We start from the raw sequence: 19,609 nt of genomic DNA on the forward strand, positions 1-19,609 counted from the left end.
GGCTGCGGCGGTGGCGCAGGGCGTTCGCGGTGGCTGCTGCCGGGCCGGGTCTAGCAGCCCGCCGAAGTCCTGGCCGCCGGCTCCGCCGCAGCCGGCCTCAGTCCTCGTCGCCGGGCGCGACCAGTCCGGTCTCGTAAGCGACCACCACCGCCTGCGCCCGGTCGCGGAGCGAAAGTTTTGTGAAGATGTGCGCGACGTGCGTCTTCACCGTCGCCTCGGACAGGACCAGGCGTGTGGCCAGCTCGGTGTTGGACAGCCCGCGGCCCATCAGGGCGAGGATCTCGCGTTCGCGCGGGGTCAGTGCGGCCAGGTCGCGGTGGACGGCGGGGGTTCTCGTCGGTGCGCCCGCCGGACCGCCGCCCGGGGCCGCGAACTTCTCCACCAGACGCCGGGTGATCGACGGGGCCAGCAGCGCATCCCCGGTGTCCACCAGGCGGACGCTGGCCACCAGGTGTTCGGGGGTGACGTCCTTCAGCAGGAAGCCGGAGGCGCCGGCGGCCAGCGCCTCGTAGACGTACTCGTCGAGGTCGAAGGTGGTGAGCATCAGGATCCGGATCCGCGGGTCGGCGGCCAGGATCCGGCGCGCAGCCTCCAGGCCGTTGAGGTTCGGCATGCGGATGTCCATCAGCACCACGTCGGGCTTCAACGTGGCGGCGGCCTCCACCGCCTCCAAGCCGTCGGAGACCTCGCCGAGGACTTCGATGCCGTTGGCGGTCAGGATCATGCGGAAGCCGGTGCGGACCAGGGACTGGTCGTCGGCTATCAAGACACGGGGGCTCATGGTGCGTCCAAAGGTATCTTCGCGCGGACTCGGAAGCCGCCGCCGAGGCGACGGCGGGCGTCCAGATCGCCGCCGTAGACCGCGACGCGCTCTTTGAGACCCATCAGGCCGCGGCCGGTGCCGAGCGACTCGCCGGAGGCGGAGGCTGTGGCAGCGCTGGTGCCGGTCCCGCCGAGCCCGGTCAGTGAGCCGTTCCCGGTGGTCAGAACCTCGATCCGCAGATAGCGGTCGTCGTAGCGGACGGTCAGCTCGGCGTTCGACCCGCCGTGCTTGAGCGCGTTGGTCAGCGCCTCCTGCACGACCCGGTACGCCGTCGAATCGATGCCGCCGGGCAGCGCACGCGGCTCCCCGGAGATCCGCACATCCACCGGAAGCCCGGCGAAGGCGATCTTGTCCACGAGTGCTGACAGCCGGGCCAGCGTCGGCTGTGGCGCGAGGCCGGGGCCGTCATCGCGGCCATCCTGGGCCGGTGCCAGGACGCCGAGCAGATGCCGCAGCTCGGTCATCGTCTCGCGGCCCGCGCTCTCCACGGCCAGCAGTGCGTCCTCGGCGACCCCCGACGCGTCCGCCTGCTCGGCGGCCTCGCTCCGGTCCGGGGCGGCCGCCAGCACCTGCCGCGCCGCCCCCGCCTGGATCAGCATCATGCTCACGTTGTGGCTGACGATGTCGTGCAGCTCCCGCGCGATCCGCGCCCGCTCACCGTCCACGGCCTGCTGCGCGGCGCTCTCCCGCTCCTTCTCCAGCAGCCACCCGCGTTCCTCGATGGCCCGGGCGAACCGCCCGCGTTCCCGGCGCAGCAGAAGCGCGAACCACCCCGCCGCCGCAGACGCCACGAGCAGCGCCCCCACCAGCACCCACAGCATGTCTACATCCCCAGGATGAGAGGCCCGGACGATTACCACCACGGACCGATCCGCCGAGGTGCGCCCCCACCATACGTTGATCACATGACCGCTACCGCCGCCGAGTCCGCAGAGACCGCAGAGGCCACCGGGCCCATCGTCCGCCTCGACACCGTCCGCAAGGAATTCGGGGACACCACCGCCCTCGACGGCGTCACCCTGCACATCCGCCAGGGTGAGGCCGTGGCCGTGATGGGCCCGTCCGGCTGCGGCAAGTCCACGCTGCTGAACCTGGTCGCCGGCCTGGACCGGCCCAGCTCCGGCCAGGTCGTCGTGCACGGCGAAGACCTCGGCGCACTGAACGAGACCGGCCTGGCGCTGTTCCGCCGCCGCCGGATCGGGATGATCTTCCAGTTCTTCAACCTGATCGACGACCTGCCGGCGCTGGACAACGTCGCGCTGGCCGCGCAGCTGTCCGGCGTCCCGGCCGGCCAGGCCCGGCGCCGCGCGCTGGAACTGCTCGGCGAGCTGGGCATCGCCGACCGCAAGAACACCTATCCGCAGCAGCTGTCCGGCGGCGAGCGCCAGCGCGTCGCGGTGGCCCGGGCCCTGATGAACCGGCCGGCCCTGCTGCTCGCCGACGAGCCGACCGGCGCGCTGGACAGCCGCTCCGGCGAGCAGGTCATGGACCTGCTGATCGACCTGAACCAGCTCGGGCAGACCCTGCTGATGGTGACCCACGACCCGCGCCTGGCCGCCCGCTGCGCCAGCCGCCTGGTCGAGGTCGCCGACGGCCGGATCGTGGCCGAGCGCGCTGTGGAGAGGACCGCGTGAGCGCCATGAGACTTGCCAAAGGACCGGTCTGGCGCGCCTCGCGCGCGGCCGTGAAGAGACGCAAGGTCCAGACCTTCGTCATCGGACTCGTCGTCACCCTGTCCGCGATGAGCGCGGTACTCGGGCTCGGGCTGCTGGAGGCCTCGACCGGGCCGTTCGAGCAGGCCTTCGGACAGCAGAACGGGGCCCACGCCGTCGTCGCCTTCGACGGCGCGAAGGCCACCGGCCGGCAACTCGCCGCGACCGCGCACGCCGCCGGGGTCACCGGCGCCGCCGGGCCCTTCGAGGCGGCGCAGGTCAGCATGCAGATGCCGCACATGGGCGGTCCCCTGCAGATGACCGTGGTCGGCCGCTCGCAGCCCGGACCCGGCGACGTGGACCGCGTCCGGCTGTGGCAGGGCCGCTGGCCCAGCGCGCCGGGGGAGATCGTGCTGGACCAGCCGATCGGTCAGGTCCTCCCTGCGCCGCCGGGGCAGGACGCCTCGACCATCACCGGCCCGGGCCTGCCCACTTTCACCATCGTCGGCTACGCCTACTCCGTTTCCCAGACCGCTGACGCGTGGGTCGTGCCCGCCCAGATGGCGGCCCTGCACCCGGACCACCTGGAGATGCTCTACCGGTTCGCGCACGCCGGCAGCGACGCGCAGGTCAAGGCGGACGTGGCCGCCGCGACCGGGAACCTGCCGGCCGGCGCTCTCACCGGCTTCCAGTCCTGGCACACCACCCGCGCCGAGATGCTGGCCAAGCTGCAGAGCCTGCTGCCGATGCTGATCGCGTTCGGCGTGCTGGCGGTGGCGGTCGCGGTGCTGATCGTGCTGAACGTGGTCAGCGGGGCGGTGGTCTCCGGATACCGGGACATCGGGATCTACAAGACCATCGGCTTCACCCCGCGCCAGGTGGTCCGGGTCTATGTGGCGACCATGGCGGTGCCGGCGGTCGTCGGGACCGTGATCGGGCTGCCGATCGGGCTGGTGGTCGGGTCGCCGCTGCTGAACAAGGCGTTCAACGGGCTCGGTGGGCAGCAGCAGATCAGTCCGCTGGTGGACGTGGTGTGCCTGCTCGGGGTGCCGCTGCTGGTCGCACTGGCCGCCTACCTCCCGGCCCGGCGCGCGGCGGGGATGTCGGCGATCGCCGCGATCTCGGCCGGCTCGGCGCCCAAGCGCGGCCGGGGCCTGAAGGTGCAGCGCAAGCTGGCCGGCTCCCGGCTGCCGCGCTCGGTGAGCATGGGACTGGGGCTGCCGTTCACCCGGCCCGCCCGCAGCGCCCTGACCTTCGCGGCGGTGCTGCTCGGGGTGACCACCGTGGTCTTCGCCAACGGTCTGGCCCGCACCATGAGCGACACCAGCGCGGCCTCGGACCGGATCGGCGCGGTGGCCGTGGACGTCGGGCACGACCCGGCCAAGTCGGTGACCGTGGGCCCGGCCGCCTTGGAGCAGGCGATGCGCGCCGTCCCCGGCGTGGACGGAGTCGCGTCGCAGACCGGCGACATGGTCGGGATCGCCGGGATGACCAGCGAGGTCGACGTGCACTACTACGGCGGCGACTCGGCGATGATGGGCTGGACCATGGTCAAGGGGCACTGGCTGAACGGCCCGAACCAGATCGTGGCCCCGGCCCGGTTCCTGAACCGGCACCACCTGGCCGTCGGCCAGACCCTGACCATCGAGTCGAACGGCCGCACCGCGCGGGACGTCATCGTCGGCGAGGGGATCACCGGCGGGGACAGCATGTTCCAGGCGGACTGGAGCACCCTGCAGCAGCTGTCTCCGGGCCGTCAGGCCGACAGCTTCGAGGTGCACGCCGCGGCCGGCGCGGACCGGCAGGCGCTGGCGGCGAAGCTGAAGGCGTTGGACCCGAGCTGGGACGTCAGCGTCCGCGACTACGGAAATCCGAACGCCGAGCTGGAGGTGTTCGCGGCGGTCATCACCATCGTGCTCAGCCTGGTCGCCGCCCTCGGTGTGTTCAACACCGTCCTGCTGAACACCCGCGAGCGCCGCCGCGACATCGGCATGCTGAAGTCGGTGGGCATGACCCCGCGCCAGGTGGTGGGGATGATCGTGACCTCGATGGGGCTGCTCGGGCTGCTCGGCGGGATCGTCGGGCTGCCGCTGGGCTACGGCCTGCACGCGCTGATCGTCTCGATGATCGAACGCGCTCAGGGCCTGGACCTCGCGCCGAGCATGGTCCACGTCTACTCGGCGCCGCTGCTGGCCTGGATGTTCCTGGCCGGCGTGGGGATCGCGGTCCTCGGCGCGCTGGTCCCGGCCCGGTCCGCGGCGCGGTCGTCGATCGCTGAGGTGCTGCGCAGCGAATAGGCGCGGACAGGAGAGCGCGGAGGGTGCGCTTAAGAGAATGAAGGACCTGCGGCCGAACCCGCGGGTCCTTCGCGTTCGCCGGTACGGCATGATCGGCGCGCAGGCGTGATCGATTGCCGAATCGGGCGTGACAGTCGGTGGTCTGTGTTGTCATAGAGGACCGTGGTGTATCGCTCGGGTATACCCACCGGCGAAGGATTCGAAACGTTGTTCGACACGCAGGCGCCGTCCCAGGTCAGCGGACCCCCGCTGGACCCGGCGCAGCGCCGCGTCGTCGACCACCCCGGCGGGCCGCTGCTGGTGCTCGCCGGACCCGGCACCGGGAAGACGCACACGCTGGTCGAGGCGGTCATCTCCAAGACCGACCCCGATCGTGCCGCGCTGCGCCCCGACCAGGTGTTGATCCTCACATTCAGCCGCAAGGCCGCCTCCGAACTGCGTGACCGCATCGGCCGCCGGCTGTCGATGTCCGGCGTCGCGCCGCTGGCTACCACGTTCCACTCCTTTTGTTATGCGCTGGTCCGCCGCTTCCAGGACCCCGAGCTGTTCACCGAGCCGATCCGGCTGCTCTCCGGCCCCGAGCAGGACGTGTTCGTCCGCGACCTGGTCTCCGGGAGCATCGATGCGGGGATAGGTGGCGGCGCTCTCGGCGAGCGCATCGAGTGGCCCCAGGACCTGCGCGCGGCGCTGGCCACCCGCGGCTTCGCCGAGGAGCTGCGGACCGTGCTGGCCCGCGCGCGGGAGCTCGGTCTGGACCCGACCGAGCTGGCCGAGGCCGCGCGGCGGGCCGACCGCGGCGACTGGTACGCGGCCTCGGCGTTCTTCGAGGAGTACCTCGACGTGCTCGACGTCCAGGGCGTCCTGGACTACGGCGAGCTCGTGCACCGCGCGGTGCTGCTGGCCGGGCAGGACGACGTCCGCCGCGAGCTGCGCCACGACTTCCGCGCGGTGTTCGTGGACGAATACCAGGACACCGACCCCTCCCAGGTGCGGCTGCTGCAGGCGCTGGCCGGGGACGGCGCCGACCTGGTGGTGTTCGGCGACCCGGACCAGTCGATCTACCAGTTCCGCGGCGCGGACGTGCGCGGCATCCTCGACTTCCCCGAGTCCTTCCGGAACATGGACGGCACGCCTGCCGACACCGCCGTGCTGCGCACCTCGCGCCGCTGCGGCCCCGCGCTGCTGAAGGCCTCGCGCGAGCTCACCCGGCGCATGCCGATCCCGCTGCTGCCGGTCGAGAAGGTGCGCGAGCACCGCGACCTGGCGGCCGAGGGGCCGGTCGTGGACGGCGCGCCGATCGAGGGCTCGCTCCAGGTGTTCACCTTCCCGACGCCGAACACCGAGCTCGACAACATCGTGGACATGGTGCGGCGCGCGCACCTGGAGGACGGCGTTCCGTGGGACGAGATCGCCGTCCTGGTCCGCTCCGCGACCCGCTCGATCCCGGCGCTGCGGCGCGCGCTGATCACCGCCGGCGTGCCGGTCGACACCTCCGGCGACGAGCTGCCGCTCGCCGCCGAGCCCTCGGTCTCGGTGCTGTTGCAGGCGCTGCGGGTCGCGGACAACGAGAACGCGCTGACTCCTGAGGTCGCGCGGTCCCTGCTGTCCGGGCCGCTCGGCGGCATGGACGCCTTCGAACTCCGCAAGCTGGCCCGCGCGCTGCGCGCCGAGGAGCGGGTGGCGAACCAGAACGCTGTCGCGCCGGAGCCTCGTGAGATCACCGACGCGACCGTCAACGGCGTCCGGCCCAGCGAGGTTCTGCTCCGCGAAGCCCTCGCCGAGCCCGCGCGCCTGATCGCGATGGAGGAGGACGTCGCACGTCCCGCCTACCAGCTCGGCATGCTCCTGCTGCGCACCCGCCAGATCCTGCGCGGCGGCGGTTCGGTCGAACAGGCGCTGTGGCAGCTGTGGAGCGCCACCAAGTGGCCGGAGCGCCTGGAGCGCACCGCGCAGCGCGGCGGCAGCACCGGCCGTTCGGCCGACCGCGACCTGGACGCGGTGTGCGTGCTCTTCGACTACGCCTCGCGCGCCGAGGACCGCGCGACCGGCCGCGGCGTCCGCAACTTCATCGCCGACTTGGAAGCGCAGGAGCTGGCCGGTGACTCGATGGCGGCGCAGTCCTCGCGCGGCGGCGCGGTGCGGCTGATGAGCGCGCACAAGTCCAAGGGCCTGCAGTGGCGCTTCGTGATCGTCGCCGGAGTGCAGGACGGCCTGTGGCCGGACCTCCGGCTGCGCGGCTCGCTGCTCCAGGCCGACCTGATCGGCCGCAACGGCCTGCGGTCGATGGAGGAGATCCCGACCGCGGGGACGCTGCTCGCCGAGGAGCGCCGGCTGTTCTACGTGGCCGCCACCCGGGCCCGCGAGCGGCTGGTCGTCACCGCCGTCGACAGCTCCCTGATCGGCGACGACGCCGCGGCCGAGGCGCCCTCGCGCTTCGTCTACGAACTCGGCGTCGAGGTGCAGCCGCTGCCCGGCCTGCGCAAGCGCGCGCTGGCCATCCCGGCCCTGGTCGCCGACCTGCGCCGGGTCCTGACCGATCCGAAGAGCTCCGACCAGCTGCGGCAGGCCGCGGCCGAGCGGCTGGCCCGGCTGGCCGACGCGCAGGCCGGGGACGGCCGGCCGCTGGTGCCCTCCGCGCACCCCGACAAGTGGTGGGGCCTGGTCGAGGAGACCTCCTCCGAGCAGCCGGTGCGCGATCCGGACAAGCCGTTGCTGCTGTCCGCCAGCCAGGTCGCGGCCATAGACGAGTGCTCGCTGCGCTGGTTCCTGGACCACGAGGCCGCCGCGCACGAGCAGAAGACCGTCGCGCTCGGCTTCGGCAACGTGGTGCACGTGCTGGCCGACGAGGTCGCCAAGGGCGACACCCCGGCCCGGCTGGACGTCCTGATGGAGCGGCTGGACCGGGTCTGGGACCGGCTGTCCTTCGAGGCGCAGTGGCAGTCGCCGCAGCAGAAGGAGGAGGCGCGGGCCGCGCTGGAGCGGTTCCTGGCCTGGCACGTCACCGACCGCGGCCGGCTGCTGCACTCCTCGGAGCAGGACTTCGACGTGCGGCTCAACGTCACCTCTGAGGAAGCGGGCGAAGGAGAGGGCTTCGACCTGCGTATCCGAGGCTCCTTCGACCGGGTGGAGACCGACGAGGCCGGGCTGGTCTACGTGGTCGACTTCAAGACCGGCAAGAATGTGCCGACCAAGAACGAGGCCCAGGAACACCCGCAGCTCGCCGTCTACCAGCTGGCGGTGCGCGAGGGCGCGATACAGGGCGTCTCGAACGAGTCCGGCGGCGCCGAGCTGGTGTTCCTGCGCGAGGGCGACGCGGCCGGGCTGCCCAAGACCGCCGAGCAGGACCCCTCGCTGGAGCAGCCCGGCGAGACGCCGATCGAGAAGAAGCTCGCGAAGATGGCGGCGCGAGTCCTGGACGAGAACTTCGCCGCGTACGGCGAGAAACAGTGCGGCACCTGCGTCTTCCGCAAGTGCTGCCCGAAACAGCCCGAGGGAAAGCAACTCCTTTGATCCGGGACACCGAAGATCTCAAAGCACTGCTCGGGGTTCCTTACACGGAAGAACAGCTCGAAGCCATCACGGCGCCGCTCGAACCGGCCGTCATCGTGGCCGGCGCGGGGTCGGGGAAGACCACCGTGATGGCCGCGCGCGTGGTGTGGCTGGTCGGAACCGGGCAGGTCGGGCCGCACCAGGTGCTCGGGCTGACGTTCACCAACAAGGCCGCCGCAGAGCTGTCGGAGCGGATCCGCAAGGCTCTGCGAAAGCTGGAAGACGAAGAGCTCGACAACCCTGACAACGACATCGAGGAATCGGTCGGCGAGCCCACGGTCTCGACCTACCACGCCTATGCCGACCGCCTGATCAAGGAGCACGGCCTGCGCCTGGGCCTGGAGCCCTCGGCGCGGCTGCTGGCCGACGCCACGCGCTACCAGCTCGCCGTCACCGCGGTGCGCGGGCCCAAGGAGCTGCGCTACTTCAAGGGCAAGGTCGCCGACCTCGCGGACAAGGTGCTGGCCCTGGACGGCGAGCTGTCCGAGCACCTGGTGACCCCGGAGCAGCTGCGCGAGCACGAGGAGGCGTTCATCGGGCAGGCGGAGTCGTTCCGGGACCCCCGGAACGGCAAGGCCAAGCGCGGCTACACCGACTTCCTCAAGGCCGCCGAGGTCGCCCGGCAGCGGGTCGAGCTGTCCGAGCTGGTCGAGCGCTACCGGGACCTGAAGGTGCGGCGCGACCTGATCGACTTCGGCGACCAGATGGTGCTCGGCGCGCGGCTGGCCGAGGAGCGGCCCGAGGTCGGGGCGATCGAGCGTGAGAAGTTCCGGGTGGTCCTGCTCGACGAGTATCAGGACACGTCGGTGGCGCAGCGCCGGATGCTGGTCGGGTTGTTCGGCGGCGGCCATCCGGTGACCGCGGTCGGCGACCCCTGCCAGTCCATCTACGGCTGGCGCGGCGCCTCGGTGGCGAACCTCGACGACTTCCCGGACCACTTCGCGAAGGCCGACGGTTCCCGCTCGCGCGGCTACGCGCTGAGCGAGAACCGGCGCAGCGGCGGTCATCTGCTGGAGTTCGCGAACGTGGTCTCGGACCCGCTGCGGCAGCGGCACACCGGCGTCCGGCAGCTGCGGCCCTCGGAGGAGAAGGCGAACCAGGGCTGGACCCGCGTCGGGCTCACCGAGACCGCCGAGGACGAGGTGAAGTGGGTCGCGCGGATGGTCGCCGACGCGCACTACCGGGGCGGGATCGCGCTGCGCGAGATCGCGGTGCTGGTACGCAAGGGCAACCAGATCCCGCCGCTGTACGAGGAGATGCACGCGCAGGGGCTGCCGGTCGAGGTGGTCGGGCTCTCCGGGCTCGTACACCTGCCGGAGGTCGCGGACCTGATCGCGATGCTGGACGTGCTGGACGAGCCGATCGCCAACGCCTCGCTGGTCCGGCTGCTGACCGGGCCGCGCTGGCGGATCGGTGCGCGGGACCTGGCGCTGCTCGGCATGCGCGCCCGGGAGCTGGTGCGCGACCCCACGGAGTACGCCGACCGGGCCGGCCGGGACCGGCTGGCCGAGGCGGTCGCGGGGTCGGATCCGACCGAGGTGGTGTCGCTGTCCGACGCCATGGCGGATCCGGGCCCTGATCTGCCGTTCTCCGAGGCGGCCCGGGTGCGCTTCGCGCGGTTCGCCTCCGAGGTGCGGATCCTGCGTCGCCGGCTGTCCGAGCCGGTCCTGGACGTGCTGCACCGGGTGATCTCGGTGACCGGGCTGGACGTGGAGGTCGCGGCGTCGCCGAAGCTGGTGGCGCAGCGCTCGGCGGAGACGCTGGCGGCGTTCCTCAGCCGGGCGGCCGACTTCCAGGACCTGGAGGGGGACCAGTCAGTAACCGCTTTCCGTGCCTATCTGAAGGCGGCCGAGCGGCACGAGCGGGGGATCGACGCCTCGCTGCCGTCGCAGGGCGACTCGGTGAAGCTGCTGACCATGCACAAGTCGAAGGGCCTGGAGTGGGACGCGGTGTTCGTTCCGCACCTGGCCGGCGCCGCGCAGAAGCCGCGCGAGTCGTGGATCGGGTCCGGCGCGGTGCTGCCCTATCCGCTGCGCGGCGACGCCGAGCACCTGCCGAGCCTGGACGACGCCGGCAACACCGCCGCGTTCAAGTCCTTCAAGGAGCAGGCCAAGGAGTACGAGTCCTGGGAGGACCTGCGGCTGGAGTACGTGACGGTCACCCGGCCGCGCTACCACCTGATCGCCTCCGGGCACTGGTGGGGGCCGACGCAGAAGCGGCGCCGCGGGCCGGACACCTGGCTGACCGGGCTGTTCGAGCACTGCCAGGAGGGCCACGGCGAGATCGTCGTCTGGGCCGCCGAGCCGGACCCGGACGCCGTGAACCCCAGCCTCGGCGCGACCGAGGCGCACTGGCCGGTGCTGCCGGACGCCGAGGCGGCCGAGCGGCGGCGGGTCGGGGCCGAGATGGTGATGGCCGCGCTGTGGCGGCGGCAGGCGGCGGTGTACGGCGAGCCGATGGAGACCGCGCAGTCCGACGACCTGCCATCGGACGAGCTGCCGTCGGACGCCGACGAGCCGAACTTCGACGAACCGGATTTCGAGGAGCCGGATTTCGAAGAGCCGCAGTACGAGGAATCGGGCTTCGACGAGTCCGAGGATCAACCAGTTGCTGAGGAACCTCAGGTCGAGGAGGAGACCGCCGCCGTACCCGGCCAGCGCGCCGCCGAGCGACCCGCCGAACCGCACCCGGTCGACGCCGAGACCGCCGCCACCGCCGAGGACCGCGCGGCCATCGCCTCCTGGGACCGCGACCTCGAAGCCCTCCTGGAGGAGCTCAAGCGCGGCGACTCCATCCAGCGCTACGCCCCACTGCCCTCCTCGATGTCCGCCTCCCAGCTGCTGCGGTACCGCAACGACCCCTCGCGCTTCCGCCGCGAGCTGGCCCGTCCCATGCCGCAGCCGCCGCAGCCCTCGGCCCGGCTGGGCACCAAGTTCCACGCCTGGATCGAGTCGCTGTTCGGGCAGCAGGCGCTGTTCGAGTACGAGGACCTGCCAGGCGCCGCCGACGAGGAGATCGCCGACGAGGTGGACCTCAAGGAGCTTCAGGAGGCGTTCCTGCGGACGCCGTGGGCCGATTCGGTGCCGACCGCCGTCGAGCAGCCGTTCCAGGTGGTGCTGGCCGGTCGGGTGGTGCGCGGACGCATCGACGCTGTCTATAAGACGGCTGACGGTTGGGAGGTCGTCGACTGGAAGACCTCCCGGTCGCACGACGCCGATCCGGTCCAGCTCGCCGTCTACCGTCTGGCCTGGGCGGAGATGCGCGGCGTGCCGGTGTCCCAGGTGTCTGCGGCGTTCGTCTACGTGCGCGACGGGAAGACGATCCGCCCGACCGGACTGGCCGAGCGCGAAGAGCTTGAGGAGCTTTTCGGAGACGGCTGAGACGCCCGGTCCGGAGTACCGGGCGGACGCGGTTTCGCCTACCGGGTGAACGGCACTCGAACGGGGCGGTCGCCCCGCGTTGTAAGCGTTTTCCCTATCGTCGTACCCTGCCGTCATGCCATCGCAGTCCAGGGGAAGACATAAGAGGCGGAACATAGCCGTGACAGCCGCGGTGCTCGTCATGGCCGCGACCGTTCCAGCCTGTTCGAACAGCACGTCGTCGGGCGCGTCCGGGGGCGCCAAGTCCTTCACATACTGGTCCATGTGGAAGGAGGACGAGCCGCAGGCCGCGGTGATCAAGGAGGCGCTGGCCGGATACCAGGCCGCCACCGGGGTCACGGTCACCGTCCAGTGGCACGGCCGGCCGGTACTCGACGACGTCGCGGCGGCCGTCAAGGCCGGCAAGCCGGCGCCGGACCTGTCGGACGGCAGCATCAACACCATTCTGGGCGCGGCGGCCTCGGGCGTGTCGGTGGCCGACCTGACCACGCTGTACCAGCGGCCGGTGCCCGGCGAGAACCAGAACCTGACCGACATCGTGCCGGACAAGTACATGCCGCTGATGGCCGACGCGAACGGCTCGCTCGTGATGGTGCCCTACGAGGTCGCCTCCGAGGCGGTGTTCTTCGACAAGGGCAAGTACCCGCAGCTGTCCTTGAACCCGCCGCGGACCTGGGACGATTTCACGGGCCTGCTGGACCAGATCAAGGGCCGGGGGCAGGCACCGCTGGCCCTGGACGCCAGCGGGGGCAACGCCGCGTACTGGGTGGAGTGGATGTTCGAGCGCGAACTCGGCCCCGGCCAGTTCAAGCGCACCGCCGAGGAGCGCCCCGTCGGGGCCGGCGCCGACAGCCGCTGGGACGACGCGCGGCTGCTGGACGGCGCGCAGAAGCTTGAGACGCTGGTCAAGGGCGGCTACTTCGCGTCCGGCTGGAACACCGAGGACACCGGGGCCACCAGCACGCACGCCAAGGACCAGCAGAACGCGTGGGCCGCCGGGAAGGCCGCGCTGATCCTCGGCGGTACATGGGTGCCGAGCGAGACCAAGCGCACCACGAACGTGGACAGCTTCGTGTTCCCGGCGATGCCGGACCTGGGCGGCGTGCGCTCGGACAACTCCGCGGGCGTGAACTTCTTCGGGTTCGCGGTGCCGAAGGCCGGCAAGAACTCCGAGGCCGCGGAGAAGTTCGTCCTCTACTTCATGGCCAAGGACCGGCTGTCGAAGATCTCGTCGGAGGCCGGCAACATGACGCCGCGGATCGACATCCCCGCGCCGGGAGTGCTGGCCACGGTGCAGACCGCGCTTACCAATCGGACGGTCTTCCCGGACCAGGACGCGCTGATGCGGGACGACTCCAAGTGGTACACGACGGTGTTCCAGCCCGCGGCGGTCGCGTTCATGACCGGCAAGCTCGCGCCGCAGGCGTTCATCAGCAAGCTGAAGGCGGACTCGGCGACGTTCTGGGCGCAGTCCGCGCCGACCAAGTAGACGCGGCCGGCTGTGCCGCTGGACGCGACTGCTCATGGCGCTGTCCGAATAGCGGTACTGCTCGGTGGCGAGGGCTTGGGCGCTGGACCGGACCGGGGTTACCCTGGTCCGGTGACATATCACACGACACTGGATCAGGCCGCCGACGCTGCGGCGTCCGCGGCGGGCGTCTACGGGTCCTGGAACGCCGAGCGCCGACGCGACCTGCTCCACGCGTGCGCCGACGCCGTGGACGCGGCGCGCGCGGAGCTCGTCGCCCTGGCCGGCACCGAGACCGGGCTGACCGAGGCGCGGCTGGACGGCGAGGTCACCCGCACCACCGGGCAGCTGCGGCTGTACGGCGACCACGTGGCGGCCGGCCGGCACCTGTCGCACCGCAGCTCGCCGGGCGCCGCGCTCGGCGGCGCCGACGTGTACACGGTGGACGTCCCGCTCGGACCGGTCGCGGTGTTCGCGGCGTCGAACTTCCCGTTCGCCTTCGGCGTCCCCGGCGGCGACACGGCGTCCGCCCTGGCCGCCGGCTGCCCGGTGGTCGTGAAGGGGCACCCGGCCCAGCCGCGGCTGTCGCGCCGGATCGCGGAGATCCTGAGCGCGGCGGTCGCCGGAGCCGGCGCACCGGAGGGCACCTTCGGCTTCCTGGACGCCGAGTCCACCGACGGCGACCCCAACAAGCTGTCCATCGAGCTGGTCCAGCACCCCGCGATCAAGGCGGTGGGCTTCACCGGCTCCTTCGGCGGCGGCCGGGCGCTGATGGACGCCGCCGCCGCGCGCCCGGAGCCGATCCCGGTGTACGCGGAGATGGGGAGCGTGAACCCGGTGTTCGTGCTACCCGGCGCGATCGCCGACCAGGCGGCCCGCGAGAAGTGGGCGGCCACCCTGGCCGGCGCGGTGACCGGCTCGGCCGGCCAGCTGTGCACGAAGCCGGGCGTGGTGTTCGTCCCGGAGAGCGCTGACGGCGAGGCGCTGGGCGATCTGACCGGCGCCCTCATCGGCGACAACGGCCCGATCCCGATGCTCACCGACGGGATGGCCGCGGCGCACCGGCGGTGGCAGGAGCAGATCACCGGCGCGGGTGCGGACGCCGAGCGCGCGGGGAAGCCGTTCGCGGCGCAGATCTCTGCGAAGGACTTCGCCGGCGACTACCGCGAGGAGCACTTCGGCCCGGCCACGGTGATCGTCCGCGCGGACCCGGCGGAGTACCCGGCGCTCGCCGACTCGATGGAAGGCCAGCTGACCGCGACGATCATCGCCGACGACGCCAGCGACTCCGACCGCGAGGCGGCCCGTACCCTGCTGCCGTCGCTGGTGGCGAAGGCGGGACGCGTGGTCTGGAACAGCGTTCCGACCGGTGTGGCCGTGGTCGAGGCGATGCAGCACGGCGGGCCGTGGCCGGCCACGTCGGCGTCCTGGAGCACGTCGGTGGGCACTGAGGCGATCCGGCGTTTCATCCGGCCGGTCGCGTTGCAGGGCGTCCCCGCGGACCTGGTTGGTTGAGCGGTTCCCCCAAGATCGACGGTCCGGGGCAGGAGTAAGGTGCAGGCATGACTTCTGCCTCGGACAAAGCCGTCCGTCCGTATGTAGCCGAGCACGCCGACGAGTTCTTCGCCGAGCTCAACGAGTGGCTGCGCATCCCGTCCATCTCGTCGGATCCCGAGAGTGCGCCGGAGGTGCGGCGGTCGGCGGAGTGGCTGGCGGCGAAGTTGCGGGAGATCGGCTTTCCGACCGTGGAGATCTGGGAGACCGCCGGCGGCAAGGGGCTGCCGACGGTCTTCGCCGAGTGGCCGTCCGGGGACGTCGGTGCGCCGACCGTCGCCGTCTACGGCCACCACGACGTGCAGCCGGTGACGCCGCTGGAACTGTGGGACACGCCGCCGTTCGAGCCGACGGTCAAGGGGGACCGCCTCTACGCGCGCGGTGCCGCCGACGACAAGGGACAGCTCGCTTTCCACCTGCTCGGTCTGCGGGCGCACCTGGCCGTCACCGGCCGGACCGCGCCGGCGGTGAACCTGAAGATCATCGCCGAGGGCGAGGAGGAGTCGGGGTCGCCGAACTTCCGGGCGTTGTTGGAGGACAAGCGCGACCGCGTGAAGGCGGACGTCGTCGTGGTCTCCGACACCGGCATGTGGGACCGCGAGACGCCGTCCACCTGCACCGGCATGCGGGGCATGATCTCCGGTCAGATCGATCTGCGGGGCCCGGCCAACGATGTGCACTCCGGCTCGTTCGGCGGCGCGATCCCGAACCCGCTGACGGAACTGGTGCGCCTGCTGGGCCGGGTGCACGACGACAACAAGCGCGTCGTCGTCCCCGGCTTCTACGACGGCGTCGTCGAGCTCACCGATACCGACCGCGAGATGTTCGCCAAGCTCCCCTTCGACGAGCAGGCCTGGCTGGGCAACGCCAAGTCCACCGCGACCGCCGGCGAGGCCGGGTTCACCACGCTGGAGCGGGTCTGGGCGCGGCCGACGTTCGAGCTGAACGGCTTCTGGGGCGGGCACACCGGCCCCGGCCACAAGACCATCGTGCCAGCCGCGGCGCACGCCAAGATCTCCATGCGCCTGGTCGCCGGCCAGGAGCCGCTGGACGTGGCGAAGAGGTTCGAGGACTGGTTCTACGCCAACATCCCGGCCGGCCTCACCGGCGAGCACCACTGGGAGTCCGACGGCGTGAAGCCCTGCATGACCCCGCTGGACCACCCGGCCGTGCAGGCGATCACCCGCTCCATGGGCAAGGCCTTCGGCGAGCCCGACGACCCGCGCGAGGTGCTCTTCACCCGCGAGGGCGGCTCCGGCCCGGAGGCCGACCTGCAGGAGGTCATCGAGGCGCCGGTGGTGTTCCTCGGGGTGTCGCTGCCCTCGGACGGCTGGCACTCGCCGAACGAGAGCATGACGATGCCGCTGCTCCTCAAGGGCGCCGAGGCGGCCGCCTACCTGTGGTCGGACCTGGCCGAGGCGTCGGACGAGAAGCGCTGACGGCGGCCGGGACGGTTCGGGGAGGACGCGCGATGAGCGGCCAGGCACGGTACTTCGAAGGCGAACTCGGGCGGATGCTCCTGGCGCGGTCGGTCGTCGACCGCGCCGCCGAGCGGCGCACCGACGACGACTGGCTGGCGGCGGCCTGGGCCGACCCCGGCACCCGGGTGTTCGCGGTCGACGACAGCCGGGCCGAGGCGGTCCTGGACCCGGAGGCGGGTCTGGTCTTCCACTCCGGCGCGGTCTTCGACGCCCTCTATCCGGGCGCGCAGCGCTACTTCCTCGGGCTGGACGACGAGGACGTGGCCTACTTCGCGGTCAGCGTCGGCACGCCGGGCCCGGACGGCCAGCCGACGGCCTCCACCGCCGGCTCCGCCTCCACCCCGGGCGCGGCGCTGACCTCACCGCGGCCGCCGGCCGCCGAGGAGGCGCCGGCGCTGGGCGAGCTGCGGCACGTCCGCGAGGTCGCGGCGGCGCTGCCGGACCGCGACGGCGGCCTGCTGGCGCACGCCGTCGGCCTGGACAACTGGCACCGCACGCACGGCTTCTGCGGTGTGTGCGGGCATCCGACGCGCGTGACCTACGCAGGCTCGGTCCGCAAATGCGACCACTGCGGCACCGAGCACTACCCGCGCACCGACCCGGCCGTCATCATGGCCGTCACCGACCCGGACGACCGGCTGCTGCTGGCCCGGAACGCGGCGTGGCCGCCGAACCGAGCCTCGGTGCTGGCCGGCTTCGTCGAGCCCGGCGAGACGCTGGAGGCCGCGGTCGCGCGCGAGTGCGCGGAGGAGGCCGGGCTGCGCGTCACCTCCGTGCGCTACCTCGGCAGCCAGCCGTGGCCGCTGCCGCGCTCCCTGATGCTCGGCTTCACCGCCACCGTCGACGACCCCGAACTGCATCTGGACGGCGCCGAACTCGACTGGGCCAAGTGGTATTCGCGGGCAGAGCTGAAGGAGGCCGTCAACACCGGTGAACTCCTGATGCTGCCGACCGAGATCTCGATCTCGCGCCGCCTGGTCAACCACTGGTACGGCGGCGATCCGGTGGCGCGCTGAGACTCCATCCTCATGGGTTTCGCCGGCGACTCAGGCTTCTTTTAGAGAACCATTGGTAGTGTCGTCGGCGTTGAAGGGAGGGGAGGCGACGCCATGCTGATACGCCCACGCGGGGGCCGGGTGATCAAGAGCCGAGTGCTGTCGACGCTGGTCGCACTGACGACCGTGGCATCGTTGACCGCCGCCTGCTCCAGCTCGGGGGTCATCGGGGAGTCGTCCGCCACCGGCGATTTCGGCAAGGACTTCGTCGGCTCTGTGCTCCGCCCGAACGCGCCGTCCGCGGCCGGAGGCGCCCATCAGGGCAAGGACGGCGGGCTGACCGGGCAGCAGCCGCTGCCCTCGTTCGACAACGCCCCGCTGCCGCAGCCGGTCGCGGCGCACCAGCTGCGGGGCCCGTACACCACGCCCAGCGGCGCGGTCACCGGCAAGCTCTTCTTCTACCGGTCGGGTGACGCCAACTCCGGGAACTACTACGTGTGCTCCGGCACCGTGATCAAGAGCCAGAACGCCAGCCTGGTGTGGACCGCGGGGCACTGCGTCCACGACGGCAAGGGCGGGACCTGGCACCTGGACATGGTGTTCGTCCCGGCCTTCGACAACGCCGCCGGCGACCCGAACGTCGACCCCAGCGACCTGTCGGCGTACGCCCCGCTCGGCACCTTCCCGGCCGTCCACGTCTGGACCTCGCCGGAGTGGGTCAAGACCGGCGACGAGCACGGCGGCGACCTGGCGCACGACTACGCGGTGATCGAGGTGGGCCGCAACAGCGACGGCCAGACCCTGGACTCGGCGGTGGAGTCGGCGGGCGCCAAGCCGGTCCCGATGTGGTTCAACGCCCCGTCCACGCAGGGCAAGACGCCGCAGATCTCGATCCGCGGCTACCCGGCCGCGCAGCCCTTCAACGGCATGTCCCAGTGGGGATGCACGGCCGACTCGGTCCAGCTGCTGAACGTCACCGAACTCGGTCCGCAGGCCAAGGAGTACCGCGCCGGCTGCGATCTCACCGGCGGCGCCTCCGGCGGCGGCTGGTTCGCACGGGCGCCGGGGCAGTCCTCGGGCGAGCTGTCGTTGGTGACCAACACGTCGGTCGGCAGCGCGCACAACGCGCACGGCGGGAACTGGCTCGCCGGGCCGTATCTGGACGCGAGCGCGAAGCAGCTCTACAACATCGCGAACGGTTCGCCGGCGCCCTGAGGCGGGGCGCTGAGCCTCCGGAGGCTTGGGCCCCTGAGCACCTGAGCCTGCGGCTAGCGGCCGCTCCCGCCTCCGCTGCTGCTCGAAGCCGCATGCCCGCTCGTCGCCGGGCACACCGGGCCTGACGCGTGCGTGTGCGTGGTCACCGCGATGCCCACGACGATGAGGGCGAGAAAGACGCCTGCTGTCTTGGTCATGACTTCAGGTGTAGTCGTGCGGTGACAGTCTCGTCACGCAGAGTCCGCATATCCCACCCGAAGGTGGTCCGACCCTTCCACCCGCGTTCCACCCCGGGGTCAACCCGTGGGTTGACGCCGCCCGCCGCGACGCTCGGTAACTTCGCAGACGAACCCGAGAACGGGGACGTCAGCGCACATTCGGAAGGCCTGGGAGGCCATCGTGTTCATCGTTTTCATCATCCGCCGCCTGATACGCCTCTTCCGCACCAGCCGACGGTAGGGATCATGGCGGAAAAGGGGTGCCGCTGTGCTGCGGCACCCCGCTACCGTGCGGCCATGAAACTGATGTACTGCGCGCACTGCCACGACATCGTGAAGCTCTTCCCCGAGAAGCGCTTCTGCAAGTGCGGCAAGTCCTGGGGCCACTACCTTGAGGACAATTCCACGACCGTTCAGACCTTTCCGAGCCTGTCCGTCGGGCTGCACAACCGGGACTTCTACGCCGCCGTGCAGGCGTGGAACGAGGAACCGAAGCTCTGGTCGCCGGATATCACCGTGCGGGCCTGGATCAATCCCGCCTCGGAGCCGGACGTGAACTTCGCGAAGGGGGAGCCGCTCGCGGACGAGGAAGAGCCTCCGGCCGGTGAACCGGAGGCTTGAGCGGACCCGGAAGTCGCGCGTGCGCTGGGATCAGCCCGCGAGCGCGGCCTTCACCTGAGCCAGGCTCGGGTTGGTCATCGCCACCTGCTCGCCGCCGCCGAGCGGCTTGACCACCACGGTCGGGACGGTCTGGTTGCCGCCGTTGACGCTCATCACGTAGTCCGCGGCGTCCGGGACCTGCTCGATGTCGACCTCGGTGTACCCGATGCCCTCGCGTTCGAGCTGGCTCTTCAGCCGGCGGCAGTAACCGCACCAGGTCGTCGAGTACATCGTGATCTGGTCGTTCATCTTCCACTTCCTCATCGGCTGTCGGGAACATCCAGGGGGTGCAACCAGCGGGAGGGCCTGATTCTTCC

At 71.5% G+C, this 19,609-nt stretch carries 14 protein-coding genes; 10 read left to right on the forward strand and 4 right to left on the reverse strand.

From position 1 onward, the window contains the following. Nucleotides 1–97: 97 nt before the first annotated feature. Together ABH935_RS14425 and ABH935_RS14430 are read right to left on the reverse strand one after the other, a co-directional pair. On the reverse strand, nucleotides 98–781 hold the full coding sequence (locus tag ABH935_RS14425; protein WP_370378374.1) for a response regulator: 684 nt from the start codon (nucleotides 779–781) through the stop codon (nucleotides 98–100). Next, nucleotides 778–1,644: a sensor histidine kinase gene (locus ABH935_RS14430; RefSeq protein ID WP_370378375.1), complete on the reverse strand. Its 867-nt coding sequence runs from the start codon at nucleotides 1,642–1,644 to the stop codon at nucleotides 778–780. The genes ABH935_RS14425 and ABH935_RS14430 overlap by 4 nt, the downstream gene beginning before the upstream one ends. A gap of 84 nt (nucleotides 1,645–1,728) precedes the next feature. On the opposite strand from ABH935_RS14430, the gene ABH935_RS14435 reads away from it, so the two are divergent. From ABH935_RS14435 to ABH935_RS14475, 9 genes are all read left to right on the forward strand, one after another. After that, on the forward strand, nucleotides 1,729–2,457 hold the full coding sequence (locus ABH935_RS14435) for an ABC transporter ATP-binding protein (RefSeq protein ID WP_370378376.1): 729 nt from the start codon (nucleotides 1,729–1,731) through the stop codon (nucleotides 2,455–2,457). Between the two features lie 5 nt (nucleotides 2,458–2,462). Then, the gene (locus tag ABH935_RS14440; protein ID WP_370378504.1) at nucleotides 2,463–4,772 is read left to right on the forward strand and encodes an FtsX-like permease family protein; all 2,310 of its coding nucleotides are present in this window, start codon (nucleotides 2,463–2,465) and stop codon (nucleotides 4,770–4,772) included. Nucleotides 4,773–4,979: 207 nt separating this feature from the next. Beyond that, the gene (locus tag ABH935_RS14445; RefSeq protein ID WP_370378377.1) at nucleotides 4,980–8,282 is read left to right on the forward strand and encodes an ATP-dependent helicase; all 3,303 of its coding nucleotides are present in this window, start codon (nucleotides 4,980–4,982) and stop codon (nucleotides 8,280–8,282) included. Continuing rightward, nucleotides 8,279–11,701, forward strand: coding sequence for a UvrD-helicase domain-containing protein (locus ABH935_RS14450; RefSeq protein WP_370378378.1), 3,423 nt, complete (start codon nucleotides 8,279–8,281; stop codon nucleotides 11,699–11,701). The genes ABH935_RS14445 and ABH935_RS14450 overlap by 4 nt, the downstream gene beginning before the upstream one ends. Before the next feature lie 160 nt (nucleotides 11,702–11,861). Next, complete coding sequence (locus tag ABH935_RS14455; RefSeq protein WP_370378379.1) at nucleotides 11,862–13,190, forward strand: ABC transporter substrate-binding protein; 1,329 nt, start codon at nucleotides 11,862–11,864, stop codon at nucleotides 13,188–13,190. 111 nt (nucleotides 13,191–13,301) lie between these two features. Next, on the forward strand, nucleotides 13,302–14,684 hold the full coding sequence (locus ABH935_RS14460) for an aldehyde dehydrogenase family protein (RefSeq protein WP_370378380.1): 1,383 nt from the start codon (nucleotides 13,302–13,304) through the stop codon (nucleotides 14,682–14,684). A gap of 47 nt (nucleotides 14,685–14,731) precedes the next feature. Further along, entirely contained in the window at nucleotides 14,732–16,162 is a 1,431-nt protein-coding gene (locus tag ABH935_RS14465; RefSeq protein WP_370378381.1) for a dipeptidase, read from the forward strand. A 32-nt stretch (nucleotides 16,163–16,194) separates the two neighbouring features. After that, nucleotides 16,195–17,220: an NAD(+) diphosphatase gene (gene nudC, locus ABH935_RS14470; protein ID WP_370378382.1), complete on the forward strand. Its 1,026-nt coding sequence runs from the start codon at nucleotides 16,195–16,197 to the stop codon at nucleotides 17,218–17,220. 93 nt (nucleotides 17,221–17,313) lie between these two features. Further along, nucleotides 17,314–18,414 carry a serine protease gene (locus tag ABH935_RS14475; RefSeq protein ID WP_370378383.1) on the forward strand — a complete coding sequence of 367 codons (1,101 nt, stop codon included), beginning with the start codon at nucleotides 17,314–17,316 and terminating at the stop codon, nucleotides 18,412–18,414. A 53-nt stretch (nucleotides 18,415–18,467) separates the two neighbouring features. Here the strand turns inward: ABH935_RS14475 and ABH935_RS14480 are convergent, their stop codons facing one another. Beyond that, the gene (locus tag ABH935_RS14480; protein WP_370378384.1) at nucleotides 18,468–18,611 is read right to left on the reverse strand and encodes a hypothetical protein; all 144 of its coding nucleotides are present in this window, start codon (nucleotides 18,609–18,611) and stop codon (nucleotides 18,468–18,470) included. Between the two features lie 318 nt (nucleotides 18,612–18,929). On the opposite strand from ABH935_RS14480, the gene ABH935_RS14485 reads away from it, so the two are divergent. Beyond that, nucleotides 18,930–19,253 (forward strand): hypothetical protein, encoded by a 324-nt coding sequence (locus tag ABH935_RS14485; protein ID WP_370378385.1) that lies wholly within the window; start codon nucleotides 18,930–18,932, stop codon nucleotides 19,251–19,253. A 30-nt stretch (nucleotides 19,254–19,283) separates the two neighbouring features. On the opposite strand, the gene ABH935_RS14490 is transcribed toward ABH935_RS14485, so the two are convergent. Further along, the gene (locus tag ABH935_RS14490) at nucleotides 19,284–19,541 is read right to left on the reverse strand and encodes a mycoredoxin (RefSeq protein ID WP_370378386.1); all 258 of its coding nucleotides are present in this window, start codon (nucleotides 19,539–19,541) and stop codon (nucleotides 19,284–19,286) included. Nucleotides 19,542–19,609: the final 68 nt, after the last annotated feature.

Source organism: Catenulispora sp. GAS73 (assembly GCF_041262085.1).
GTDB lineage: Bacteria > Actinomycetota > Actinomycetes > Streptomycetales > Catenulisporaceae > Catenulispora.

Coding starts and splice junctions, on each gene's coding strand:
- ABH935_RS14425 (WP_370378374.1), bottom strand. CDS start 781: ATGAGCCCCCGTGTCTTGATAGCCGACGACCAGTCCCTGGTCCGCACC.
- ABH935_RS14490 (WP_370378386.1), bottom strand. CDS start 19,541: ATGAACGACCAGATCACGATGTACTCGACGACCTGGTGCGGTTACTGC.
- ABH935_RS14430 (WP_370378375.1), bottom strand. CDS start 1,644: ATGCTGTGGGTGCTGGTGGGGGCGCTGCTCGTGGCGTCTGCGGCGGCG.
- ABH935_RS14485 (WP_370378385.1), top strand. CDS start 18,930: ATGAAACTGATGTACTGCGCGCACTGCCACGACATCGTGAAGCTCTTC.
- ABH935_RS14440 (WP_370378504.1), top strand. CDS start 2,463: ATGAGACTTGCCAAAGGACCGGTCTGGCGCGCCTCGCGCGCGGCCGTG.
- ABH935_RS14435 (WP_370378376.1), top strand. CDS start 1,729: ATGACCGCTACCGCCGCCGAGTCCGCAGAGACCGCAGAGGCCACCGGG.
- ABH935_RS14480 (WP_370378384.1), bottom strand. CDS start 18,611: ATGACCAAGACAGCAGGCGTCTTTCTCGCCCTCATCGTCGTGGGCATC.
- nudC (WP_370378382.1), top strand. CDS start 16,195: ATGAGCGGCCAGGCACGGTACTTCGAAGGCGAACTCGGGCGGATGCTC.
- ABH935_RS14475 (WP_370378383.1), top strand. CDS start 17,314: ATGCTGATACGCCCACGCGGGGGCCGGGTGATCAAGAGCCGAGTGCTG.
- ABH935_RS14465 (WP_370378381.1), top strand. CDS start 14,732: ATGACTTCTGCCTCGGACAAAGCCGTCCGTCCGTATGTAGCCGAGCAC.